This is a genomic window from Streptomyces sp. NPDC056738 (assembly GCF_042790435.1).
Taxonomy (GTDB): domain Bacteria; phylum Actinomycetota; class Actinomycetes; order Streptomycetales; family Streptomycetaceae; genus Streptomyces.
Window position 1 is genome coordinate 49,216 of the sequence record NZ_JBHTZF010000025.1, and the last position, 23,529, is coordinate 72,744.

Genomic DNA, 23,529 nt, shown 5'->3' on the forward strand with positions numbered 1-23,529 from the left:
GTCGTTAACTGACCCGAGCGCGGTCGAACCTGTTCTGGACGTCACTTTCCCTGGTCGCTTGCCGGTGTCATTGTCTTCGGCGATCCGGACGCCGGGCCCGCCCCGCGCGGACCCGGCCCCGGAACGCCGGACGGACTACGGAACCAGGTCCACGTCCGCGGCCCGCACGAACTCCACCCGGTGCCCGAACTGGATCTCGTAGTACATGTCCGTACCGATCACCACCCGGTGCGGCGCGGTGTCGAAGGTCGGTGAGTAGAAGTACTCGCCGGGCACCTTGTCACCGGCCGCGTAGAGCTGGCCGGCGAGGATCTTGTACGGCAGTGGCGAGACGGCCTGGACGGGCACGCCCGCCGGGTACGCCTCCTTCTCCGGGTACGCCCTGCCGTACACGGAGATCTCCGCCAGGCCCTCCTTGGGGGTCACGGCCGGCCCCGACGCCCGCACCGCGGTCGGCTGCTTGCGCGGGTTCTTGAACCAGGCCTTCTGGCCCAGGTACCAGATCGCCGTCCAGTCGCCGTCCCGTCCGGCGAGCGCGTACCGCTGTCCCGTGGAGACACGCGAGCCGACGTCGTTCACGCCGGTCGTCGACGCGTCGCCCTTCGGGTACAGGCCGATGTCCTTGATCAGCGGCGAGGTCTCGTCCGGCTGGGAGTACAGGCGCACCTCGCTGGAACCGTGCGCGGCGCAGGGCTGGCCCTGGGTGACGCAGCCCGTGTACACCGGCTGGTTCGCGTCGAAGTCCGGCAGCACGGTCACCAGCTCGGCGCCCTTGCCGTACGCCGGGTGGAAGGGATGACCGAGGAGGGTGAAGTAGTGCTGCCAGTCCCAGTACGGGCCCGGGTCCGTGTGCATGCCCGGGATGGTGGAGGTCGTCGGACCGGGGACGTTGTCGTGCCCGAGGATGTGCTGCCGGTCCAGCGGGATGTCGTACGTGCGGGCGAGGTAGCGCACCAGGCGCGCGGAGGCCCGGTACATCTCCTCCGTGTACCAGGTGTCGGGCGCGGTCAGGAAGCCCTCGTGCTCCAGACCGATCGACTTCGCGTTGATGTACCAGTTGCCGGCGTGCCAGGCCACGTCCTTGGCCTTCACGTGCTGGGCGATGTGCCCGTCGGTCGAGCGCAGGGTGTAGTTCCACGACACATAGGTCGGGTCCTGGACCAGGTTCAGCACCCCGTCCCAGGTGCCTTCCGTGTCATGGATGACGATGTACCTGATGCTCTGGGAGGCGGGCCGGTCGCCCAGGTCGTGGTTGCCGTAGTCGCCCTCGCCGAACTCCTCGTACGGGGCCGGGATCCACTCGCAGGACACGCTCCGCGGGCACTCCGTGCCGTCGGCGGAGGCCGTCCGCAGTCCCGTCCGGCGCAGTTGCGCGGTGTCGGGGCTCAGCCCGGGCCGGGCGGCGAGCCGCACCTGCTGGCCGGTGTCCGTGGTGCGCGACTCGCCGGTGCGCATCACGTCGTACGCGTCGTCGGCGTAGGTCGCCGCCGTGCCGCTGTCGTCCGCTCCCGAGAAGCGTGCCACCGCGCCGTACCAGTCGGCGGGGTCGTCGCTCAGGGGTTCGCCGAGGTCCCGCTGGGCGGCGGCCAGGAGCGCGGCGCCGCCCGCGACGTTCGCCGCGGCGTCGGTGCGCAGCCGCTCCGCGGGCAGTCCGGTGAGGTCGGCGGCCTTCGTCAAGGTCTTGAGACGTGCGGGCAGTTGGGCGTTCGTGGGCACGGCCGTGTCGGGCCTGAGGGCGGCGCGCGAGCTGTCGCCGCGGGCGTCCTCCGTGCCGTCGCTGTGATGCGGGGTCGCGGCGATGGCCGTACGGGCGTCGGTCAGGTGCATGGGGCCGTAGCCGCCCGTGACGCTCGGGGCTCCGGCGTGCGTGTCCCAGCGGGACTGCAGATAGGAGACGGCGAGCAGCACGCTCGACGGAACGTGGTACTCGGCGGCAGCGGCGGTGAACGCGCCCTGCAGCCCGTTCGCGGGCGCCTCCTCGGCCGAGCTCGAAGGCGCCGCGCCGAGCAGCGGCAGCAGCAGCGCCGCCGAGGCGACGGCTCCCGCGGATCTGCGCACGCGTCTGTGCCTGGTGGTGCCGGTGTCCTTGGGGTCGGTGGCGGACCGATGCAAAGCAGCCTCCTGGGACGGTCGAGCGCGGTGGGGCGTGCGAGAGCCGAACGCGTCAGTGCTACCGGCTCTCCGACGATCCGTCAATCATGCGCAGCAGGAGGCGATTTCCCATGTCAGCGTGGGGTGAGCGGGGTTTCGTGGCGGCGGCCTCCCGGCCTGCGGGGCGTCAGTGGCCTGGACCAATGCCCCGAACGGCGGGTCGTGCAAGAGGAGGTCCGCGGTGCGCCCGTGTGCCGGCGTCACCGCGGACCTCCATCCCCTTCAGCGAGTGCCGACCGCCGCACGCACGGCCCGGCGGGCCATCTGGCAGTCGTCGTGCAGCCGCCTCAGCAGCAGCCGCTGTTCCTCGCCGGACGGCGCGGCAGCCGGGTGGGTGGGGCCCGCTGCCGCCGGGGCCGCGTCGTGCAGCGAACGCTGCACGGCCATCTCGTACGTACGGATCTCGCGGGTCAGGACGATCATCAGGTTCACCAGGAAGGCGTCCCGTGCCGTCGGGCCCGCCGACTGCGCGAGCTGGCTGATCTGACGGCGGGCCACGGGGGCGTCGCCGAGGACCGCCCACAGGGTCGCCAGGTCGTAGCCCGGCAGATACCAGCCCGCGTGCTCCCAGTCCACCAGCACTGGACCGGCCGGTGAGAGAAGGATGTTCGACAGGAGGGCGTCGCCGTGGCAGAACTGACCCATGCCCTGGCGTCCGGAGGTCGTGGCGATACCGTGCACCAGCTTCTGCAGGTCGCCCATGTCCCGGTCGGTGAGCAGCCCCAGCTCGTGGAAGCGGGAGATCCGTTCCGCGTAGTCCAGCGGGGCGTTGAAGGTCCCCGCCGGCGGCCGCCAGGCGTTCAGCCGGCAGATGGCGCTCAGCGCGGCACGGATGTCCGCGCGGGGCGGCGCCTCGACCGGGTGCCGCTGGAGCGCGGCCACCCGGCCCGGCATGCGCTCGATCACCAGTGTGCAGTTGTCCGGATCCGCCGCGATCAGCCGGGGCACCCGAACAGGCGGGCGGTGCCGGACGAACAGACGGTATGCAGCTATTTCGTGCCGGATCCGCTCGGCCCAGACGGGGGATTGGTCCAGTAAGCACTTGGCGACGGCCGTGCTGCGCCCCGTCGTGCCCACGAGGAGCACGGAGCGTGCGCTGCGGCGCAGCACCTGCACCGGAGCGAACTCCGGACAGATCCGGTGCACCGACGCGATCGCCGTGCGGAGCTGGGCCCCCTGTGGGCCGGACAAGTCGAGTCTCCCGCTGAGCGGTTGGGTGCCGAGCCCCGGCACGCGCCGCGTCCGGCCGGCGCCGAGCACGGGGGCCGCCTGACGCGTGGGGTCGAGGTAAGGGCCGCTGCCCACCGGGCGGGGGTGCAACGACCGGGGCGGAGCGGACACGGAGGACGATGCTGTGTACATGGGCGAAACAGATCCCTTCGTGTGCCTGCGAGTTGCCGCGCTGCCCGCCCCGGCCGCCTGGTTCATCCTGGGGAATGTCCCTGGCAACCGGGTCGGGGTGGCGCATTCCTACCTGACACCCGATGTCCACTGGCACACCATCTGGCGCACCCTGGCGAACCCTGGCGAATAGTCGCTCAGCAACTGACAGGCGGTTACTGTCGAAATCAGCCGAGAACCTGGGGGCTTGACGTGAACGGACAACCCAACACTCGTCTGTCGGACCTGTTCGGCCTGGCCGGCTGGTCCAAGGGTGAGCTCGCGAGGCTGGTCAACCGGCAGGCGGCGGCCATGGGCCATCCGCAGCTCGCGACCGACACCTCGCGGGTGCGGCGGTGGATCGACATGGGAGAGATCCCGCGCGATCCGGTGCCGCGGGTGCTGGCGGCTCTGTTCACCGAGCGTCTCGGCCGTGTCGTGACCATCGAAGACCTCGGTCTGGTCCGGCACGGGCGCGCGGGGAAACGGCAAGGCGCCGCCGGGAGTGTGGAACATCCCGACGGAATGCCGTGGGCGCCCGACCGGACTGCCGCGGTCCTCACCGAATTCACGGGAATGGACCTCATGCTCAACCGACGCGGCTTGGTGGGCGCGGGTGCCGCGCTCGCCGCGGGCTCCGCACTCAGCTCTGCCATGTACGACTGGCTTCACACCGATCCGGCCCTGACGGCCGACGCTCCGACGTTCGAAGACCCCCTGCACGCCGACCCCGCCGGGTTCGACCGCTACGAGGCCGCCCCCATCGGGTCGCAGGAGATCGAGGAACTGGAGCGTTCCGTCGAGGTGTTCCGGGCCTGGGACGCGTCCCGGGGCGGCGGGCTGCAACGCAAGGCCGTGGTGGGCCAGCTCAACGAAGTGGGAGGCATGCTCTCCTACCGGCACCCCGACCATCTCCAGCGGCGCCTGTGGGGCGTCGCCGCCAACCTCGCCGTCCTCGCGGGCTGGATGTCGCACGACGTCGGCCTGGAGCCCACGGCTCAGAAGTACTTCGTCATCGCCGCCCACGCGGCCCGTGAGGGCGGCGACCGGCCCCGTGCGGGGGAGGCGCTCTCCCGGGCGGCCCGGCAGATGGTGCACCTGGGCCGGCCCGACGACGCACTCGACCTCATGAAGCTCGCCAAGTCCGGTTCGGGGGACGAGGTACTGCCCCGTACCCGGGCGATGCTGCACACCATCGAGGCGTGGGCGCAGGCGTCCATGGGCAAGGGCCAGGCCATGCGGCGCACCCTCGGTGTGGCGGAGGACCTGTTCGTCTCCGACCGCGGGGACGTCCCGCCGCCCAGTTGGATGCAGTTGTTCGACGAGGCCGACATGCATGGCATGCAGGCGCTCGCCTACCGCACGCTCGCCGAGCACGAGCCGGCCGCCGCGGCGATCGCGCAGCGGCACGCCAAGGAGGCCCTGAAACTGCGGGAGTCGGGGCGGGACCGGTCGAAGATCTTCGACCACATCTCGCTGGCGTCGGCCTGCTTCATCGCCGACGATCCCGAACAGGCCGATCGGTACGCGCGACTGGCCCTGACGTCGATGGGCTCGAACTCCTCCCATCGCACCTGGGACCGGCTGCGGGAGATGTACCGGCTCACCGGGCAGTACTCCAGCTATCCGAAGATCAGCGATCTGCGTGAGGAGATCAAACTCGCGCTGCCGAAGGGCTCGCTCAAGCCCCGGCGCGGCGACAGCACACGCGTCTAGGGCCCGGCGGCCCGGCTGACAACGACGTCAGCCGCCGTGGGGGATGGATGCCGGTCCCGGCTTCCGTGCCGTCCCCGGTGTCTTCACGGTCCCGGCCGACTCCCGTGTCTCCACCGTCCGTCCGGATCCGGTGCCTTCGGACTCCGGTGTTCTCGGCGTTCCCGTCGGCCTCGTCGCGCCGGGCGTCCTCGGCGTGCCCTGCCTCAGGAGCCGATCCGGGCGATGAGCACGCAGGCGTCGTCCTCGCGCTCGGTCCCGCCGAACTCCTCGACAACCATCCGAATACAGTCCTGGGCCGTACGGGCCTCGCCGAAGCGGGGGGCCAGGTCGAGCAGCCTCTGGACGGCCCTCGCTCCTTCCTGACCTCCGGTCTCCTCCTGGTGCGGGGCCCCTGTTGGCCGGGGTACCAGTCCCTCGGTGTGCAGGAGCAGCAGGTCGCCCGCGCGGAGGCTTTCCTCGGCCTGCCCGTAGACGGCACCCGAGGTGGCTCCCAGCAGGACGCCGTCCGGTGCGGACAGCGCGCGCCCCGTCCCGTCGCGGTACAGCAGCGGGGCGGGGTGTCCCGCCTGCGCCCAGCTCAGGGTGCGGGTCGCGGGGACGTAGCGGCAGCAGACGGCGCTGCCCAGCGCGGGCTGGACGGTGGAGTCGAGCAACTGGTTGAGCCAGGAGAGGAGTTGACCCGGCTGGGTGCCGGCGACCGCCATGCCGCGCAGTGCGCCGAGCAGCATCGCCATGCCCGATGTCACGGTGACCCCGTGGCCGGTGAGGTCGCCGACGCTCAACAGGGTCTCCCCGTCCGGGAGTTCGAGGGCGTCGTACCAGTTGCCGCCGATGAGGGCGCTGCTCGACGAGGGCAGATAGTGGGCCGCCACGTCCAGCGCCCGGGGTCCCCGGCGGGGGAGGCGCAGGGAGCCGCGCCAGGGCGGCAGGACGGCCTCCTGGAGTTCGACCGCGAGCCGGTGCTCGGTCCGGGCGAGGTGCCGCTGCCGCTGGAGGGACTCCCCGGTCTCGCCCACCGTCCGCTGGGTGCGGCGCAGTTCGCTGACGTCGCGCAGCACGGCCCACATCGAGGCGGTGCTGCCGTCGGCGTCCAGCACGGGTTCACCCATCATGTGCACGGTCCGCACGCCGCCGTCGGGCCGCACGATGCGGAACTCGCCGTCGATGGGTTTGGCGTCGATCAGGCAGTCGGTGACCATCGCCGTCAGCATCGGCCGGTCCTCGTCCTGGACCAGTGAGGGCAGTTCGTCGAGGGTGAGCGGGGGAGCGGCGGCGTCGCGGCCCAGGATCTCGTAGAGCTCACCGGACCAACTGGCCTCGTCCGTCAGCAGGTTCCACTCGGCGCTGCCGACCCGGCTCAGCAGCGAGCCGGCCGGGGGCGCGGCCTGCGCGGTCCGCGCGGCGGCGGTGGCCTCGGGCGGGACGGGCAGCTCCGTCGGCCCGTCCCGGAGTTGGGCCAGGTGCGCGTCCAGGTCGTTGAGCTGATGCAGCGCCAGGTTGCACAGCGCGCGCTGCCAGCGCCCTTGGGCGTCCTCCTCGTCGGCGGGCGCCTCGCGCCGTACCGCGTCCACCTCGCCGCGCAGGGCGCGGGTCTGCGAGATGAGCGCGTCGACCGTGCCGCGGCTGGGCGGCTGGGCGGCGGGGCGGTCCGCAGAGAGATGGGGTGGCATGACGTACTCCGATGCGGGGACGGTACGACCTCGGTGACGGAAGGACCGCTACGACTGTCGCACAGCCCGCGACGCACTGTAAGTGGTTTGGCAACACCCGATACGGTCATGCTTCTGGCATATGCCGCAGTCCTCCCGGAGTGGGTGACCGGTCCCGATGCGGTAGTCGCCGTGTGATGTCAAGTCGTAGACACCGTACGCGACTTGGGGGGCGCGGGCAGTCCCCGGCGGGGCTTTCATTCTGCTGTTCGAAGGGCGTTTGTGCGAGTGTCCGGGGTTCGTTCAGAGCGATCGCGCGAAGTCCGTCAGCTCGGCCTCGTACAGATAGGACGGATCGATGCCCATCGACGCGAAGTTGCCCTCGATCTCCAGGGCGACCATGCCGTGCAGATGGGCCCACAGGAGGGTGGAGCGCGCGGCGACCGCCTCCGGCACGTCCTCGAAGCCGTGCCGCTCGCGCCACTCCAGGAATCCCGCCGCCGCGCCGTCCGGGGCCCGCGGATCCGGCTCGGCCAGGGCGCTCACCGCGTCGAGGAGCACGGCCATGGCCGGCTGCGAGGCCTCCACCAGGGTCGCGGCCTGGGCGTCGTAACCCTGGAGCGGGGCCCGGAAGAGCAGGCGGTAGCGGTGCGGCTCGGCCAGCGCCCAGGCCCGGTAGGCGTGCACCAGCCCGGCCAGCCGGGCGGCCGGGTCCGCCGGGCCGCTCTCGGCGGCCCGGGCGAGACTCGACGCGAGGTCCCCGTAGGCGTCGACGACGAGGTCGGTCAACAGGCTGTCGCGGTTGGCGAAGTAGCGGTAGAGCGCGGGCCCCGTCATGCCGAGCTGCTTGGCGATCGCGTTGAGGGACAGCGCTTCCGGACCGCCCTCGGCGAGCTGGCGCAGCGCCGCGGTCTTCACTTCCTGGCGCACCTGTGCGCGGAACCGGTCGCGCGGGCCGGTGCCGTTCCGGCTGTCTGCGGCCACGGGCGTCGCCTCTTCGTGTCGGGGTGCGGAACATCGGTCTGTTAGATCCTATCACGGATGCGATAGGCCATAACGGAGTCGCGGACTCGACTCGACCGGAACGCCCCCGACGGCGCGCCGGTCAGGCGTAGAGAGCCGGGCGCGCGACGAGTTCGACGGTCGTCCGGACGCCGCTCTCCAGCGCCCGGACTCCCGCCTCGGCGACGGCGGACGCCGCGTACCCGTCCCAGATCCCGGGGCCCGTGACCCGGCCGGCCCGGGTGGCGTCCACCCATGCCTGCACCTCGCGGTCGTAGGCGTCGGCGAAGCGCACGAGATAGTCCTGCGCCACCTCCTCGCTGCGGCCGCCCGCCGCGGTCACGGCCATGGAGCGTTCGTCCCCGATCCGCGCGCTCCCCGACTCGCACACGGCCTCGCACCCCACCTGGTAGCCGAATCCGCAGTTCACGAAGACCTCGACGTCGACCAGCGCGCCGCCGGCCGTCTCGAACAGGACGAACTGAGGGTCGATCAGCCCCTCGGGCGCGGTCGCCGACGACCGGGGGCGCACCACGGTCACCGCGGTGATCTCCTGCCCCAGCAGCCAGCGCGCCGCGTCGATCTCGTGCGAGACGGAACTGTTGACGAGCATCGCCGAGGTGAAGCCGGGCGGCGAGGAGACGTTGCGATGCGTGCAGTGCAGCATCAGCGGGCGGCCCAGCCGGCCGCCGTCCAGCAGGGACTTCAGGCGCTGGTACTCGGCGTCGTACCGACGCATGAACCCGACCTGCGCCAGCCGTCGCCCGAGCCGCACCTCCGCCTCCATCACCCGCAGCGCCCCGGCCGACTCCGGCGTCAACGGCTTCTCGCACAGCACCGGAAGTCCCCGGGCGAACGCCGCGAGGAGGGCTTCCTCGTGTGCGGGGCCGGGGGAGGCGACGAGGACGGCCTCCACCCCGGGTGCGTCGAGCGCGGCCGCCGGCTCGGCGTGGACCGAGGCGCCGTCGATACCGGCGACCGCCTCCTCGGCGCGCCCGGTGTCGGGATCCGCCACGGCGGCCACCCTGGCGCCGCTCACCACCCGGTCCAGGCGGCGTACATGGTCGGCCCCCATATGTCCGGCACCCAGTACCGCCACACCCAACAGCTCACTCACGCGGTGCGCACCTCTCCGACGACTGCCGAGACCGCTCCGGCCCGGTGATCCGATTGTCGGCCGCGGGCATCGGCGACGCAGCACCCGGGTGCCGGTCCTCGCCGCACATTCCGGGCAATTGGTTGTTAATGTCGCTCAGGTCGCCAGATGACGTTGCCGCATCGTGGTCGCGCACGACGATGCCCTCCCCGCAGGACAGCCATGACGCAGGTCGACACCGAATCCGAGGCGGCACCGGCCGCCAAGCTGACCCTGGTCACGCTCTCCATGATGGTCGTCGGCTCCATGGTCGGCGCCGGGGTGTTCTCCCTCCCGCGGCGGTTCGCCCAGGAGACGGGTGTCGCGGGCGCGCTGATCGCCTGGGCCGTCGCCGGCACCGGCATGCTGATGCTCGCCTTCGTCTTCCAGCGGCTCGCCGTCAGCAGGCCCGACCTCGACGCGGGTGTCTACGCCTACGCCAAGGCCGGCTTCGGCGAATACCTCGGCTTCTTCTCGGCCTTCGGCTACTGGGCCAGTGCCTGCGTGGGCAACGTGACCTACTGGGTGCTCATCATGTCGACCATCGGGGCCATCGCGCCCGCGCTCGGCGACGGGGACACCGTCCTCGCCGTCGTCCTCTCCTCGGTCGGCCTGTGGGCCTTCTTCCTCCTGATCCGGCGAGGCGTCAAGGAAGCGGCCGCCATCAACCGGATCGTCACGGTCGCCAAGGTCGTGCCGATCCTCGTCTTCGTCGTCCTGGCGCTCTTCTATCTCAAACCCCATGTCTTCGCCGAGAACTGGGGCGGCGCCGCGTACGCGGGCTCACTCTTCGATCAGGTCAGGGGCACCATGCTGGCCACCGTCTTCGTGTTCCTCGGCGTCGAGGGGGCGAGCGTCTACTCGCGCCACGCCAAGCGCCGCGAGGACGTCGGCCGGGCCACCGTCCTCGGGTTCCTCAGCGTGTTCGCCGTCTTCGCCTCGGTCACGATCGTGTCGTACGGGCTGCTGCCCATGGCGGAGATCGCCGAGCTCAGACAGCCGTCGATGGCCGGGGTCCTGGAGAGCGCGGTCGGCACCTGGGGCGAGGTCTTCGTCAGCGTCGGCCTCATCGTCTCGGTGCTCGGCGCCTACCTCGCCTGGACGCTGATGGCCGCCGAAGTGCTGTTCGTCGCCGCCAAGGACGAGGACATGCCCCGCTTCCTGGCCCGCTCCACCCGGGCCGACGTGCCCGTGCCAGCGTTGCTGCTGACCACCCTGCTCACCCAGGTGGTCCTGGTCGTCACCCTCTTCTCGGACGACGCCTTCAACTTCGCGCTCGACCTGACCAGCGCCCTGACCCTGATCCCGTTCCTGCTGGCGGCGGCCTTCGCCCTGAAGATCGCCCGGCGACGCTTCGGCGGGGATCTCGTCGTCGCCGCCCTCGCCACCGTCTACACCGCCTTCCTGCTCTACGCGGCCGGACTCAAGTACCTCCTCGTCTCCTTCATCATCTACGCGCCCGCCACCGTGCTGTTCGTGATGGCGCGCCGCGAACAGGGCAGGACGCCGTTCTCGCCCCGTGAACTGGTCATCCTCGTCGTCTCGGTCGTCGGTGCCGTCACCGGGATCGTCGCCCTGGCGCTGGGCTGGATCAGTCTGTGAACCCGTCCGCCCCCCGCCCGGAGAGAGGCACACCGTGACCAGTGAAGACACCACGAGCCGTCCGCCGTACGGCGTCCACTCCGAGGTCGGCAGGCTGCGCAAGGTCCTGGTCTGCGCACCGGGCCTCGCCCACCGCAGGCTCACCCCGACCAACGCGGACGATCTGCTCTTCGACGACGTGATGTGGGTGGAGAACGCCCAGCGCGACCACGCCGACTTCGTCGACAAGCTGCGCGCACGCGGGGTGGAGGTCGTGGAACTGCACGACCTGCTCGCCCAGACCATGGCCCTGCCCCCGGCGAAGGACTGGCTCCTCGACCGGAAGATCACCGCGAACGAGGTCGGACTCGGACTCGTCGACGGCACCCGGGCCTTCCTGGAGTCCCTCGAACCCGCCGCCCTCGCCGAGTTCCTGATCGGCGGACTCTCCACCGCCGACCTGCCCGACGAGTTCCGCACCGGCTACCTCTCCCTGGCCCGCGAATCGACCGGCGTGCGCGAATACCTCATGCCGCCGCTGCCCAACACCCTCTACACCCGCGACACCACGTGCTGGCTCTACGAGGGCCTGACCCTCAACCCGCTCTACTGGCCGGCCCGGCACGACGAGACGCTCCTGATGAAGGCCGTCTACTCCTTCCATCCGGACTTCACGGGCTCCACGGTGTGGTGGGGCGACCCCGAACTCTCCTGGGGCCAGGCCACCTTCGAGGGCGGCGACATCATGCCGGTCGGCAACGGCGTCGTCCTCATGGGCATGAGCGAACGCACCTCCCGGCAGGCCATCAGCCAGGTCGCGGCCGCCCTGTTCCAGGCCGGGGCCGCCGAGCGCGTCGTCGTCGCGGGCATGCCGAAGCTGCGCTCCGCGATGCACCTCGACACCGTCTTCACCTTCGCCGACCGCGACCTCGTCACCCTGTATCCGGCCATCATGGACTCGGTGCACACGTTCTCCCTGCGGCCCAGCGACAAGGCGCCCGGCGTCGAGCTCACCGACGAGGGCTCACGCGCGTTCACCGACGTCGTCGCCGAGGCCCTGGGACTGCCCGAACTGCGGATCGTCGAGACCGGCGGCGACGTGTACGCCTCCGAGCGCCAGCAGTGGGACAGCGGCAACAACGCCGTCGCCCTGGAGCCCGGTGTGGTGTTCACCTACGACCGCAACACCCAGACCAACGCCCTGCTGCGCAAGGCCGGGATCGAGGTCATCACCATCGTCGGCTCCGAACTGGGCCGGGGACGCGGCGGCGGCCACTGCATGACCTGCCCCATCGTGCGGGACCCCGTGGACTTCTGACGCCCGTCCGTTCAGAAGGCGTCCGGATCGGCTGCGGCCCAGTCCGACGCCCAGTCCGGGGGCGGCTCGGCCAGCAGGACCCCGGGCGCCAGCCACTCGTAGAGCTCCGCGTACGACCTCACCGCCGTCGGACCGACGCGCCGCATCAGCAGGTCCGGGGTGAGCCCACCGGCATCCCGCACACCCATCGCGGCCATGATCCGGCTCGCGCCGAGCACGGTGGCCCGCTGGTAGCGCCGTACCCGCTCGGACTTGTCGGCCACGTCCAGGGCACGGACCCGGCGCGGATCCTGGGTCGCCACCCCGGTCGGGCAGGTGTCCGTGTGGCAGCGCCCGGCCTGGACGCAGCCGAGGGCGAGCATCATCGCGCGGGCCGCGTTGGTGTAGTCGGCTCCCTGGAGCAGGCGTCTGACGATGTCCGAGCCGGTGGCGATGCCGCCGCTCGCGCCGATCCTGACCCGGTCCCGCAGCCCGGTGCCGACCAGCGCGTTGTGCACCGTCATCAGCCCCTCGGTCAGCGGCGTACCGACCGTGCCGGCGAACTCCCGGGGACCGGCGCCGGTGCCGCCCTCCGAGCCGTCCACGACGACGAAGTCGGGTGTCACCCCCTCGGCGAGCATCGCCTTGCAGACCGCCAGGAACTGGCACCGCGAGCCGACACAGAGCTTGAAGCCCGTGGGCTTGCCGCCGGCCAGCTCCCGCATCCGCGCGATGAACAGCACCAGTTCCCTCGGCGTCGAGAACACCCGGTGACACGCGGGCGACACCACGGTCACGCCCTCGGGCACACCGCGCTCCCGGGCGATCTCCGGGCTGACCTTCACCCCGGGCAACACGCCCCCCACCCCCGGTCCCGCTCCCTGGGACAGCTTCAGCGACACGCACTTCACCTCGGGCAGCGCGGCCTTGTCCGCGAACTCCCGTGCCTCGAAGTCCCCTTCGGGGGTACGGCACCCGAAGTACCCCGTGCCGATCTCCCAGACGAGATCACCGCCGCCCCGCAGATGGTGGTCCGAGAGGCCGCCCTCGCCGGTGTCGTGCGCGAAACCCCCCAGCGCCGCGCCCCTGTTGAGCGCCAGGACGGCGTTCGACGACAGAGCCCCGAAGCTCATCGCGGAGACGTTCAGGAGAGCCATGTCGTAGGGCTGGGTGCAGTCGGGACCGCCCACCCGGACGACGGGCGGCTCGTCCGGCACCCCGACCGGGCGCAACGACGGCTCCAGGAACTCGTGGCCGTCCTCGTACACCGCACGCCCCGTGCCGGACGGCGCCTCGGCCTCGGCCCCCGCGGCACGCTCGTACACCAGCGCGCGGACGCTTTGGGCGTAGGGCCGCCCATCGTAGGGCCGCCCGTCGACGGAGCGCTCGACGACGTACCGCCGCCACGTCGGGCGCACGGCCGCCGGCAGGAACGGGACGCGGCCGAGCAGCGGATAGTTGCGCAGCACCGAGTCCCGGCGCTGGGCGAGGTCCCGGGCACCGAGCGCGGTCAGCGCGAGCAGCGGGCCCGCCGCGCACCACCACCACGCCGAGACGGCGCCCGCCAGGAGCAGCGCCCCGGCGGCACCGAGGGCGACGAGCAGCAGTGGGAGCATCCGGCGCACATCCCGAGTCAAACCCATGGGGACGAAAGCCGCCGATCGGGAGACCCGCGCGGGTTGTCACGCTCACTCGGTGGGGTGTCCGTCAGTAGCCGTCCGTGTTCTCCGGACCGCAGGAGCTGCCGCTGGCCGGCAGGGACCCGTACAGCAGGAAGTCGTCGACCTTGCGGTGCACGCACTTCGAGGACGCGTACCCGGTGTGCCCCTCGCCCTTGTTGTCGAGGACCACGGCGGAGGAGCCCAGACGCCTGGCGGTCTCCAGGGTCCAGCGGTACGGAGTCGCCGGGTCCCCGCGGGTGCCGACGAGCAGCATCTTGGAGGCGGGTACGTCGCGGACCTTCTCGCGTATGTAGTCGGTGCCCTTCGGACGGCCGTAGCACATCAGCACCTGCGCGAGCCGGTACTGCCCGAAGACCGGGGACGCCTCCTGATAGGAGGCGCGCAGGGCGGCGACCTGCCGTGCCACCTCGCCGGCGCTGGGCCGGTCGGGGTCGTCGGCGCAGTTGATGGCCATCAGGGCGGCGGGGAGGTTGTCGAGGGGGACGTCCTCCGCGTCGACGAGCCCGCCGTTGTGCGGCGGCCGCTGCCGGACGGGCGTGGCGGTGGCGGGCAGGGAGGCGCCGCCGTAGAGCTGGTCGAGTCCGTGGGTGTCGCCGTCCTGGATCAGCTGACCGAGGGCCTGTTCGAGGACCGGCCACATCTGCTTGCTGTAGAGCGCCTGGCTGATCGCCCCCACCAGGTCCTGTCCGGAGAACGCCGGGCCGAAGGCCGACGGCACCGGGTCCTCGTCGAGCGACTTGACGAGCTGGACCATCTGCTCGCCCGCGCTGCGCGGGTCCTGGCCGAACGGGCAGGCCAGGTTCTTCGCGCACCAGGTGATGAAGTCGTCGAGCGCGGTCTGCTGGCCCTCCGCGCCTATGCGGCCCTGTTCGGTGATCGGCTCGGTGAGGGTGTCGACCCCGTCGAGCACCATCCGCCCCGTCCGCTTGGGGAACTGCGCCGCGTACACCGCGCCCAGCCGCGTCCCGTACGAGAAGCCGAGGTAGTTGAGCTTCTTGTCGCCGAGCGCCGCGCGGATCACGTCCAGGTCGCGGGCGGCGTCGACCGTGCCGATGTGCGGGAGGACGGCCCCCGAGTGCCGGGCGCAGGTGTCGGCGGCCTTCTTGACCGCCTTGAGCGCCGCCTGCACATCGGTGTCGGCCGCGGCGGCCCCGAATATCTCGTCCGCGCCGTCGCCACAGCTCACCGGCGAGGAACGGCCCACTCCGCGAGGGTCGAAGGTCACCACGTCGTAGCCGTTCGTCAGGCCCATGAAGTCCTTGCCGCTCGCGGCCAGACCGGGAACGCCCGCCCCGCCCGGACCGCCGAAGTTCAGCACCAAGGAACCCCGCGAATGTCCGGTCGCCCGGTAGCGGGCCAGCGCCAGGTCGAGCGTGCCCCGGCCCGGCCGGGCGTAGTCCACGGGGACGGTGACCTTGCCGCACTGCAGGTCCTTGGGCATGCCCTCGCCCTTGCAGGCCGCCCAGGTGACCTTCTGGTCCCGGAAGCGGGACAGGTCGGGCCCGTCGTCGGCGGTCGCCGCGGCGGGCAGACCCGCCGCCAGCAGGGTCAGCGTCGCGGTGGCGGCTCCCGCGACCGCGAAGCGTTGGTGCACGGACAGCATGCCTGCCTCCCGGGTCGCCTGCGGTGGACCGGCGATACCTCCCGGATCACGATAGACGCGGCTTTCGGGGCACGCCTCCGGGCGAGCGGCCCGGCCGCCGTCCCTGCCGGGGGCCGCCGTGCCCCGTGGCCGTGGGCCGCCCCGCCGTACGGGATGCGGCGGCCGTTCGAAAGAGGTGACGCTCGAAGGGGTGAAAGGCCGACAAGCCATAACTCGGATGGTCCGCAGACGTTCTTGGCAATGTGGGCGAGCGCCCACGTCGTTGTCAGGAAGGCAGTGAACGAATGAAACGGGTGACCCGAAATGGTTTGATCGCCGCGGCCGCCGCCTCGGGCGCGCTGGCCGCGGCCATGCCGGCGCACGCCGACTCCGCGGCGGACGGCGCGGCGGCAGGCTCGCCCGGCCTGATCTCCGGCAACACCGTCCAGCTCCCCGTGCACGTGCCCGTGAACCTGTGCGGGAACACGGTGAACGTGGCCGGGCTGCTCAACCCCGCCGCGGGCAACCGCTGCGCCAACCAGGGTGGCGGCACCGCCGCGACCGGCGGCGTGCGGCACGGGGGAGCCGGAGCGCACGCCGGCACCACCGGCCGCGGCGGCACGGCCGGCCACAGCCGCGACGGCGGGGGTGCGGTCGCGCACGGCCGCGGAAAGGATTCACCGGGTGTGCTCTCGGGCAACGGCCTGCAGCTCCCGGTGGATCTCCCGGTCAACGTCAGCGGCAACTCCGTGACGGTCGTCGGCCTCGGCAACCCGGCCGTCGGGAACGAGTCGGTCAACACCTCCGGTGCGAAGCCCGTGCGGGCCCACCACGGCGTGAAGCCCGCCCCGAGGCCGTCCACCCCGGCGGCGGTCCCCGCCACCGCGGGCCCGGAGCAGGCCACGGAGCGGGACGGAGCCGTGGCCACCCTCGCCCACACGGGCGCGGACGGCGCGATGCCGGCCATCGCGGCGAGCGCGGCGATGCTGCTGGGCGGCGCCGTCCTGTTCCGCCGGTTCCGGCCCGGCGCGGTGCGCTGAGCCGCGGCGGTCACGAACGGGAGGCTCCATCGGACGGGTGACCGGTGGAGCCTCCTTCCGGTCCTTCCCCCGTTACGGGGTCCGGGGGCCCGGCGACGACGGGGGCGAAGGCGGGCGGGTGCGCGGAGGTGGCCGAATCCCTTCCGGCGCGCGGTGCCCGTCGCTGCGAGCGGCACGGAGATCGGCAAGGATGCTGCGCGACCGACCGGCCGGCGGACCGCGTGCCCGTACGCCGGCGCGCATCCGACCCGTACGCATTGGAGTGCCCCCATGACCTCTCCGGGACCCGACGGCCTCGTCGTCAGCCAGGCCACGCTCGACGACTGGAAGGTCGTCGGCGGCTGGGCCGCGGACGAGGGATGGAATCCCGGCCTGTCCGACAGCGCGAGCTTCTTCGTACAGGATCCCGGGGGCTTCTTCATCGGACGTGTCGACGGGGAGCCGGTCTCGGCCATCTCGGTGGTCAACCACAGCGACGACTACGCCTTCCTGGGCTTCTATCTCGTACGCCCCGATCTGCGCGGGAAGGGCTACGGCCTCGCCACGTGGGAGACGGCCCTGGCCCACGCGGGCGGCCGGACCGTCGGCCTCGACGGCGTGGTCGCGCAGCAGGACAACTACCGCAAGTCCGGTTTCGAACTCGCCTACCGCACCGCCCGGTTCACCGGCGCGGTGCCGGCCCGGGAGGAGCCGGCCGACGTGCGCGCGGCCGGGCCGGCGGACCACGCGGCGATCACCGCGTACGACAGCGCCTGCTACCCGGCCGACCGGCCGGCGTTCCTGGAGTCGTGGCTGACCGCCCCCGGACACCGCACCTTCGTCCGGCACACCGACGGCCGGCTGAGCGGGTACGCCGTGATCCGTCCGGCGCGTGACTCCCTGCGGGTCGGCCCGCTGTTCGCCGACACCGCCGACGACGCCCGCGCCCTCTTCTCCGCGCTCGCCGCCGCCGCGGACGGCGGGCCGCTCGCCGTCGACGTGCCCCTGATCAACACGGCGGCGGTCGCCCTGGTCGAGGAGCTCGGTCTGGCCCCCTCCTTCGAGACGGCCCGTATGTACACCGGCCCGGTCAGGGAGTTCGCGGGCGAACGCGTGTACGGGGTGACGTCACTGGAACTCGGCTGAGTCCGCGGCCGCGACCCCGGTGAGCAGGACCATGCCGGAGTCCCCGTAGTCCGGCAGGGTCGGGTCCGACGGGATCCGGCTGACCGTGAGCCGGTCGGTGAGCGGGGTGAACACCTCGGTGATCACGTCCGTGTCCACCGGGCAGCCGGGCCAGCGGGACTCCGCGCCGATCCGGTAGGTCGGCATGTTCTCCATGAAGGCGGCGACCAGGTGCCCGCCCGGTGCCGCGCACCGGACGAACCGGCGGCAGAAGTCCTTGAACTCCTCGAAGTCCTCGGTGGCCCCCTCGGCGACGAAGTGCATCGAGGCGAGGTCGTAGCCGCCCGGTTCGATGGACCTCAGGTCGCCGTGCACCAGACGTACCGGGGACAGGGCCGCCTCCAGGGTCTCGGGGACGTCCGGGTTGAGGCTGCGGCACAGGGCGTGGAACGGCAGCCAGCTCTCGTCCGGCGGCCCGCCCAACTGCCGTGACAGGTAGGCGGCGTTGGAGGCACCCGCCTCCACGGCGTCGATGTGACGGCTCGCGGCGGACGCGAGGATCAGCGGATAGAGGTTGGGGCCGGCACCGACCTCCACGGACCGGCGGATGCCGCCCGGCGCGAACGCGCGGTAGAACGCGCTGTGATGGGTGATGACCGCCGCGTCCGCGGGATGCAACTCGCGGTAGTTCTCGCTCAGATAGTCCTCGACGGGCCAACTGTCCCAGTTGACGTCGTCATTGAGAACCGCCATCGCTGACTCCGTCCCTCGGCCGCAGCCGGTAGCGTTCGGTGAGCCGGGTGAGTGTGTCGTTGAGCCGGTCGACGTCCTCGTCGGAGTTGAGGGCGGTGAGCTGGACCCGGAAACCGACCCGGTCGCGTGGTACGAGGGGGTAGGCCGCCAGGGTCACGTAGATGCCGTTGTCCCACAGGAACCCGCCGACCCCGTCCAGGTCGTCGGCGTCGGCCAGGGGGATCTCGATGATCGGCAGACGGTCCGTGTTGAGCGTGCCCACCCCGAGCTCCTCCAGATGGTCGAGCACCCGCCCTGTCTTGCGGTACAGATCGGCCCGGATGTCGTCCCCGCGGCTGTCGTTGACGTCGAGCCCGGCCAGTGCCGTGGCCAGGGAGGCGGTGGGGGAGGGACCCGAGTAGAGGTAGGGGCCCGCCGCGGTCTTGAGGCGGTCCTTGAGCGAACTCGGCAGCGCCAGGAACGCCAGCAGCGACGAGTACGCCTTGGAGAAGCCGCCCACGAGGACGATCCCCTCGTACGACTCCCCCGTGTGCCGGACGATGCTGTTGCCGCGGTCCCCGTACGGACACGACTCGTTCGGGCCGCGCTCCCCGATGACGCCGAAGCCGTGCGCGTCGTCGATGTACAGCAGGGCGTTGCGCGGCCTGCACACCTCGGTGAGCTTCGGCAGGTCGGGGATGTTCCCGCTCATGCTGTTCACGCCGTCCAGGCAGACCAGACGGGGCGACTCGGCGGGCACGGCGTCCAGCATGGTGGCCAGTTCGTCGGGGCGGCCCGCGTGGAACCGGTGCAGCGTCGCGCCCTGTCCGCGGGCCCCCACGCAGCCGTCGAACACGGTCCGGTGCGCCGTGGCCTCGACGAAGACATGACCCTGACCCGCGAGGGCGGGGATCACCGAGGCGTGGATCAGGGTCAGCGTGGGCAGCAGCAGCGTGTCCGGGGCGCCGAGCAGGTCCGCCAGCCGCTCCTCGATGTCGGGGTACAGCCGCGGACTGCCGATCAGCCGGGACCAGCTCGGGTGGGTGCCCCAGCGGCGCACGGCCGGCTCGATCGCCTGGATGATCTCCGGATCGCAGTCGAAGCCGAGGTAGTTGCAGGAGGCGAAGTCGATCATCCAGTGGTCGCCGCTGCGGATGTGCCGGCCACGTACCTCGTCCAGCACGGCGTCGCTCATGGGGCTGGTCTGGCGCAGGTGTTCCAGATCGCGCCAGCGCCTGGAGCGGCGGGTGCTGTCCGACTGCGCGCCGTCCGACCGGGTGCCGTCGGTCCGCTCGCCTTCCGTCCGCCGGCTGTCGGTGCGTGGGCCGTCGCTCCGTGGGCCGTCCTTCTGCGGGTCGTACGGCCGCGGGCCCTCCAGCCGCGGCCCCTCCGACGGCGGACCTTCGGACGGCGGGTGGTCCGACCGCCCGGTGTCGCTCCGCGCCGCCCCGGGCAGGGCGGGCGGCCGTTCGCGCGGGCCGGCGGATTCCGGATCCGTCTGTCCCATGGAGTACCTCGTTTCCGCCGCCCTGTCGGCGGACCGTGCCGGGGTGCGAACCCCGTCGCGCTGCCGCAGCAGGAACTCGCTCTGCTGCACCGTCATCGGCCGGGCGAAAAGGAAGCCCTGGCCGAACCGGCACCCCATTCCGGCCAGGAGATCCCGTTGCACCGGATCCTCGATCCCCTCGGCGATCACCTGGATGCCCAGGGTGTCCGCCAGACCGACGATGCCCTCGACGAGTGCGACCTGCCGGGTGTCCAGCGCGATGTCGTCGATGAACGTCTTGTCGATCTTCAAGACGTCCACGGGGAAATCGCGCAGGTACCGCAATGAGGAGTAGCCGCTGCCGAAGTCGTCCACGGCTATATGTACCCCGAGGTCCTTCAGCGAATACAGGACCGCCTGAATCTGCGCGTCCCGGCGCATGAGCACCGTCTCGGTCAGTTCGAGCTGGAGCGACCCCGGGGCGAGCCCCGGGGTCTCCAGCGCCCTGCGCACCTCGGCCAGGAACCCGCTGTCGCGGAACTGGCGGGGCGAGACGTTGACGCTGACGTAGGGCGGGTCCGCCCCGTCGGCCGTCCGCTGGAGTCCGGCGATGTCGGTGGTGGCGTTCGACAGGACCCACGCGCCCAGGGGGGTGATGTGCCCGGTCTCCTCGGCGAGGGCGATGAACTGGTCCGGCGGAACCGGCTCGTGGTGCGGGCGCGGCCAGCGGGCCAGCGCCTCGAAGCCGACGACCTCGCCCGCGCTGATGTCGACGACGGGCTGGTAGCGCAGGGTGAACTCGGACCGGGCGACGGCGCCGTCGAGGCGTGCCTGAAGGTCGTGCCGTTCCACCATCCGCACCCGCAGCCGGGGCAGGAACCTGCGCCACTGCCGCTTGCCCGCGGCCTTGGCCGCGTAGAGGGCCAGGTCCGCGTGACCGAGGAGTTCCTCGGCGTCCGTGCTGTCCCTGGCGGTGGCCACGCCGACGCTCGCGGACACGCTCACCGAGCCCTCGCGCAGACTGAACGGCCTGCTCAGCGCCTGGATCACCTGGGCCGCCAGGAGTTCGGCGTCCAGCGGTTTCTTCGCGTCCTCCATCAGCACCGCGAACTCGTCGCCCCCGAGGCGCGCCGCGGTGTCCGTGCGGCGCAGCGCCCCCGAGAGCCGCTCGCCGACGGCGGTCAGCAGATGGTCGCCGGTGGAGTGCCCCATCGTGTCGTTGACCATCTTGAAGTCGTCGAGGTCGATGAAGAGCAGACAGGTGAGCGTGGTCCCGCGGCGGCTGCGGAGCAGGGCGCGCTCGATCCGCTCCAGGAGCAGGGTCCGGTTGGGCAGACCGGTCAGCGGATCGTGGAACGCCCGCTCCGTCAGCTCGTGTTCCAGGCGCCGTTGCTCGGTCACGTCCCGCAGGGTGATGACCAGACCGGCGACCGTGGGGTCCTTGCGGAGATCGCTGCAGCGCACCTCGACCTCGATGCGGTTGCCGTCGCGCAGCACCCACCAGTGGTCGTGGGTCTCGGGGGCGCCGCCGTTCCGCAGGGCGGCGAGTCCCCTGACCACCCGGGTCCGGTCGCTGGAGTCCACCAGTTCGGGCAGCGGCACCCCGGTCAGCTCCACCTGGCCGAAGACGGCTCGCGCGGAGGGGCTCGCGTACCGGACGGAGTTGTCGTCCTCGACGATCAGGATGACGTCCGAGGCGTTGCGCACCAGCGTGCGGAAGTACGCCTCGCTCTCCTTGCGGATGATCTCCTGGCGCAGCGCGATGCGCTCGACGGCCAGACCTGCGTGCGAGGCCAGGATCTCCAGCGAGCTCTGGATCTCGCGGAGTTGCTGCTCGGGACCCGCCGCCATCAGCACGCCCGGCAGCTCTCCGGTCGGCTCGTCGGGCGGGATCATGGGGCACACCAGGGTGGTCGGCAGACCGTCGAGGCGGCCCGCGATGTCCGCCCCGAGTTCCGTGGTGGGCACGAGATGCGAGCGGCGAGTCGCCAGCCCGCTCGCGTATTCGGCCGGAAGGACGAGACTCCGGTGCAGGACCTTGGGCCCGAACAGCGTGCTGACGGTGGTGTCGCAGGCCCGCGCCACGTCCTGCGGTCTCGATGCCGAGACGAGGGCCGTGGCCGCCGTGCGCAGTGCCTGCTCGCGCGCGACGGCGTCGCGGTGGGCGACCACCATCCCGGAGAGCCGCAGGATCACCAGGAGGAAGAGCGCGGCGGAGAAGACCGCGATCACGGCGGCGTCCTGCGCGTTGCCGCGTCGGCCCTCGTACAGCAGGATCCCGGGTGCCACCAGGGTGGCCGCGGCGAGCAGGAGCAGCCGTCGGGGCGTGGGCCGCAGGGATTCCTGCCGCATCACGGGCCGGGTGAGTTCCACCATCGAGGGATGGAGCCCGGCGAGCCCCCAGGCGGTGTAGAACACGATCCAGCCGGAGTCCAGCAGGGTCCCGGTCTGCCACAGGTCGTTGAGCTGGAGGATCCCGTACGCGATGTCGAAGGTGAGCAGCGTCGCGGTGCCCAGCACGAGGAGCTGCAGTGAGCGGATGCGGCCGGAGCCGTGGCTGGCGGCCAGCAGGCGGGCCAGCATCGCGAGGACGAGGACGTCGCCGATCGGGTAGGCGATGCTGATGGCGCGCTGCTGCCAGGTCATGCCGGGCACATGGGTGAGCGGCTGTACGAGGAAGACCCAGACCGGCAGGGCGAGCCCCAGCGCGAAGATCAGCGCGTCGAGCAGGCTGGGGAGGTCGTGACCGGGCCAGCGGTAGCGGACGAGGCCGTAGAGGCCGCCGGCGAACAGCGGATACACGGCCAGGTAGCAGGCGTCCGCGGGGGAGGGGAACGGGTTGTTGAAGTGGAAGTACGACTCCATCACGTTGTACGACGTGTCGCCCGCGGAGAAGGCCAGCAGCCCGCCGGCCAGCAGGAGCCACGGCCAGCGGTGGGGCGGGCGGTTGACGCGGATTCCGGTGATCATGGCGGCGACGCCGCCGAGCCCGATGACGGCCCACAACGGGGTCCTGGTCGCGGGAACCGCCATGTAGACGACGGTGGTCGCCCCCACCAGGAGGGCGTAGACACCGAGACGCCGTGGCCGCAGGAGGCCGCCTGCGCGGTGATGTGCCCGCAGCAAGCCGAACCGCCTCCCTACGTCGGACGGCACTGGACCGTTCGCCGGGTTCCGGGGCATTGTTGATCGTAGGCACGGGGGGAGGACGGGTGCATCTTCAGTCCGGGGCGAAGCGGTCCAGGAGGGCGTCCAGGCCGGCGTCCAGTCCGTCCGGTCCGCCCCGCTCGGCGAGGGTCGCGGCGATCGCGCGGAGCCGGGGCAGTTCCTGGGGCGGCATCCGGTGCAGGCCCAGCCGGAAGGCGGGGTCCTCCTCGTCCGGGTTGTCCACCATCGCGCGCAGTTCCACGGACACGTAGCCGAGGACCCAGCCGGTGAAGGCGCGGAAGACGGCCGCCGAGCGGGCATCGCCGAGCCCCGCGTCGTGCAGCAGCGCGAGCACCCGTTCGTGTTCCTTGAGCACGGGGAGCGGTCTGCGGGCCAGCGGAACGGCGAGCATGCGGGTGGCGAGCAGCGGCACGGCCCGGGGATGGGAGAGGCAGACCTCGTACATCGCCCGCGCGATCCGGTGCAGTTCGTCGCGCCACGCAGCGGGGTCGGGCGCGGCGGAGCCCTCCGGGGCGGAACCGGCGGACAGGCGCTCGTCGAGTTCGAGGTAGAGGGCCTCGACCAGTCCGTCCAGCAGGGCGTCCTTGCCCTCCGCGTAGCGGTACAGGGCCATGGCCTCGACACCGAGCCGGCCGCCGAGCCGGCGCATGCTCAGGGCCGAGAGTCCTTCCTCGTCCACCAGGTCCAGGGCGGCGGCGAGCACGAGCTTGCGGCTCAGCCGGCCGTAGTGGCCCCGGTCGCTGGCGCGCCGCGCCGGTGTGGCGGCCTCACCGCTCTTGTCCCGCGCCCGTTCCCTGGCCATCTCCGCCTCCGTAGGCCCCGCC

16 protein-coding genes are annotated in these 23,529 nt (G+C 71.9%); 6 read left to right on the forward strand and 10 right to left on the reverse strand.

Going from position 1 to position 23,529, the window contains the following annotated elements; translation table 11 throughout:
- Positions 1–135 precede the first annotated feature (135 nt).
- Both ACFRIC_RS39485 and ACFRIC_RS39490 read right to left on the reverse strand, forming a co-directional pair.
- Positions 136–2,112, reverse strand: coding sequence for an N-acetylmuramoyl-L-alanine amidase (locus ACFRIC_RS39485; RefSeq protein WP_382796585.1), 1,977 nt, complete (start codon positions 2,110–2,112; stop codon positions 136–138).
- A gap of 261 nt (positions 2,113–2,373) precedes the next feature.
- A complete protein-coding gene (locus ACFRIC_RS39490) occupies positions 2,374–3,513 on the reverse strand; it encodes an aminoglycoside phosphotransferase family protein (protein ID WP_382796587.1) in 1,140 nt (379 codons plus the stop codon).
- Here ACFRIC_RS39490 and ACFRIC_RS39495 point away from each other — a divergent pair.
- Complete coding sequence (locus tag ACFRIC_RS39495; RefSeq protein ID WP_382796658.1) at positions 3,512–3,685, forward strand: hypothetical protein; 174 nt, start codon at positions 3,512–3,514, stop codon at positions 3,683–3,685. The two genes, ACFRIC_RS39490 and ACFRIC_RS39495, sit on opposite strands and share 2 nt — an antisense overlap.
- 59 nt (positions 3,686–3,744) lie before the next feature.
- Positions 3,745–5,247 (forward strand): hypothetical protein, encoded by a 1,503-nt coding sequence (locus tag ACFRIC_RS39500; protein ID WP_382796589.1) that lies wholly within the window; start codon positions 3,745–3,747, stop codon positions 5,245–5,247.
- A gap of 203 nt (positions 5,248–5,450) precedes the next feature.
- Here the strand turns inward: ACFRIC_RS39500 and ACFRIC_RS39505 are convergent, their stop codons facing one another.
- The 3 genes from ACFRIC_RS39505 to ACFRIC_RS39515 all read right to left on the reverse strand — a co-directional run bounded on the left by ACFRIC_RS39505 (position 5,451) and on the right by ACFRIC_RS39515 (position 9,015).
- Positions 5,451–6,917 (reverse strand): PP2C family protein-serine/threonine phosphatase, encoded by a 1,467-nt coding sequence (locus tag ACFRIC_RS39505; protein WP_382796591.1) that lies wholly within the window; start codon positions 6,915–6,917, stop codon positions 5,451–5,453.
- 282 nt (positions 6,918–7,199) lie between these two features.
- The gene (locus ACFRIC_RS39510; protein WP_382796593.1) at positions 7,200–7,880 is read right to left on the reverse strand and encodes a TetR/AcrR family transcriptional regulator; all 681 of its coding nucleotides are present in this window, start codon (positions 7,878–7,880) and stop codon (positions 7,200–7,202) included.
- 121 nt (positions 7,881–8,001) lie between these two features.
- Positions 8,002–9,015 (reverse strand): Gfo/Idh/MocA family protein, encoded by a 1,014-nt coding sequence (locus ACFRIC_RS39515; protein ID WP_382796595.1) that lies wholly within the window; start codon positions 9,013–9,015, stop codon positions 8,002–8,004.
- Positions 9,016–9,216: 201 nt separating this feature from the next.
- On the opposite strand from ACFRIC_RS39515, the gene ACFRIC_RS39520 reads away from it, so the two are divergent.
- Both ACFRIC_RS39520 and ACFRIC_RS39525 read left to right on the forward strand, forming a co-directional pair.
- A complete protein-coding gene (locus ACFRIC_RS39520; RefSeq protein WP_382796596.1) occupies positions 9,217–10,635 on the forward strand; it encodes a basic amino acid/polyamine antiporter in 1,419 nt (472 codons plus the stop codon).
- A gap of 34 nt (positions 10,636–10,669) precedes the next feature.
- Positions 10,670–11,932, forward strand: a complete 1,263-nt coding sequence (locus ACFRIC_RS39525; protein WP_382796598.1) for an arginine deiminase — start codon at positions 10,670–10,672, stop codon at positions 11,930–11,932.
- A gap of 11 nt (positions 11,933–11,943) precedes the next feature.
- Here the strand turns inward: ACFRIC_RS39525 and ACFRIC_RS39530 are convergent, their stop codons facing one another.
- Both ACFRIC_RS39530 and ACFRIC_RS39535 read right to left on the reverse strand, forming a co-directional pair.
- A complete protein-coding gene (locus ACFRIC_RS39530) occupies positions 11,944–13,527 on the reverse strand; it encodes an FMN-binding glutamate synthase family protein (protein WP_382796600.1) in 1,584 nt (527 codons plus the stop codon).
- Positions 13,528–13,618: 91 nt separating this feature from the next.
- Positions 13,619–15,196 carry an alpha/beta hydrolase gene (locus ACFRIC_RS39535; protein ID WP_382796601.1) on the reverse strand — a complete coding sequence of 526 codons (1,578 nt, stop codon included), beginning with the start codon at positions 15,194–15,196 and terminating at the stop codon, positions 13,619–13,621.
- A 284-nt stretch (positions 15,197–15,480) separates the two neighbouring features.
- On the opposite strand from ACFRIC_RS39535, the gene ACFRIC_RS39540 reads away from it, so the two are divergent.
- Together ACFRIC_RS39540 and ACFRIC_RS39545 are read left to right on the forward strand one after the other, a co-directional pair.
- Positions 15,481–16,215 carry a chaplin gene (locus ACFRIC_RS39540; RefSeq protein WP_382796603.1) on the forward strand — a complete coding sequence of 245 codons (735 nt, stop codon included), beginning with the start codon at positions 15,481–15,483 and terminating at the stop codon, positions 16,213–16,215.
- 270 nt (positions 16,216–16,485) lie between these two features.
- Positions 16,486–17,340: a GNAT family N-acetyltransferase gene (locus tag ACFRIC_RS39545; protein WP_382796605.1), complete on the forward strand. Its 855-nt coding sequence runs from the start codon at positions 16,486–16,488 to the stop codon at positions 17,338–17,340.
- On the opposite strand, the gene ACFRIC_RS39550 is transcribed toward ACFRIC_RS39545, so the two are convergent.
- The 3 genes from ACFRIC_RS39550 to ACFRIC_RS39560 all read right to left on the reverse strand — a co-directional run bounded on the left by ACFRIC_RS39550 (position 17,323) and on the right by ACFRIC_RS39560 (position 23,507).
- Complete coding sequence (locus ACFRIC_RS39550) at positions 17,323–18,072, reverse strand: class I SAM-dependent methyltransferase (RefSeq protein ID WP_382796606.1); 750 nt, start codon at positions 18,070–18,072, stop codon at positions 17,323–17,325. The two genes, ACFRIC_RS39545 and ACFRIC_RS39550, sit on opposite strands and share 18 nt — an antisense overlap.
- Positions 18,056–22,570, reverse strand: coding sequence for an aminotransferase class I/II-fold pyridoxal phosphate-dependent enzyme (locus ACFRIC_RS39555; protein WP_382796656.1), 4,515 nt, complete (start codon positions 22,568–22,570; stop codon positions 18,056–18,058). The genes ACFRIC_RS39550 and ACFRIC_RS39555 overlap by 17 nt, the downstream gene beginning before the upstream one ends.
- Before the next feature lie 187 nt (positions 22,571–22,757).
- Positions 22,758–23,507: a TetR/AcrR family transcriptional regulator gene (locus ACFRIC_RS39560; protein WP_382796608.1), complete on the reverse strand. Its 750-nt coding sequence runs from the start codon at positions 23,505–23,507 to the stop codon at positions 22,758–22,760.
- Between the last annotated feature and the right edge of the window lie 22 nt (positions 23,508–23,529).

Excerpts from the sequence above, each read along its gene's own strand:
- ACFRIC_RS39505 (WP_382796591.1), bottom strand. The coding sequence starts at position 6,917 with ATGCCACCCCATCTCTCTGCGGACCGCCCCGCCGCCCAGCCGCCCAGC.
- ACFRIC_RS39540 (WP_382796603.1), top strand. The coding sequence starts at position 15,481 with ATGAAACGGGTGACCCGAAATGGTTTGATCGCCGCGGCCGCCGCCTCG.
- ACFRIC_RS39560 (WP_382796608.1), bottom strand. The coding sequence starts at position 23,507 with ATGGCCAGGGAACGGGCGCGGGACAAGAGCGGTGAGGCCGCCACACCG.
- ACFRIC_RS39520 (WP_382796596.1), top strand. The coding sequence starts at position 9,217 with ATGACGCAGGTCGACACCGAATCCGAGGCGGCACCGGCCGCCAAGCTG.
- ACFRIC_RS39555 (WP_382796656.1), bottom strand. The coding sequence starts at position 22,570 with ATGGCGGTTCCCGCGACCAGGACCCCGTTGTGGGCCGTCATCGGGCTC.
- ACFRIC_RS39490 (WP_382796587.1), bottom strand. The coding sequence starts at position 3,513 with ATGTACACAGCATCGTCCTCCGTGTCCGCTCCGCCCCGGTCGTTGCAC.
- ACFRIC_RS39545 (WP_382796605.1), top strand. The coding sequence starts at position 16,486 with ATGACCTCTCCGGGACCCGACGGCCTCGTCGTCAGCCAGGCCACGCTC.
- ACFRIC_RS39550 (WP_382796606.1), bottom strand. The coding sequence starts at position 18,072 with ATGGCGGTTCTCAATGACGACGTCAACTGGGACAGTTGGCCCGTCGAG.
- ACFRIC_RS39535 (WP_382796601.1), bottom strand. The coding sequence starts at position 15,196 with ATGCTGTCCGTGCACCAACGCTTCGCGGTCGCGGGAGCCGCCACCGCG.
- ACFRIC_RS39530 (WP_382796600.1), bottom strand. The coding sequence starts at position 13,527 with ATGCTCCCACTGCTGCTCGTCGCCCTCGGTGCCGCCGGGGCGCTGCTC.
- ACFRIC_RS39495 (WP_382796658.1), top strand. The coding sequence starts at position 3,512 with ATGGGCGAAACAGATCCCTTCGTGTGCCTGCGAGTTGCCGCGCTGCCC.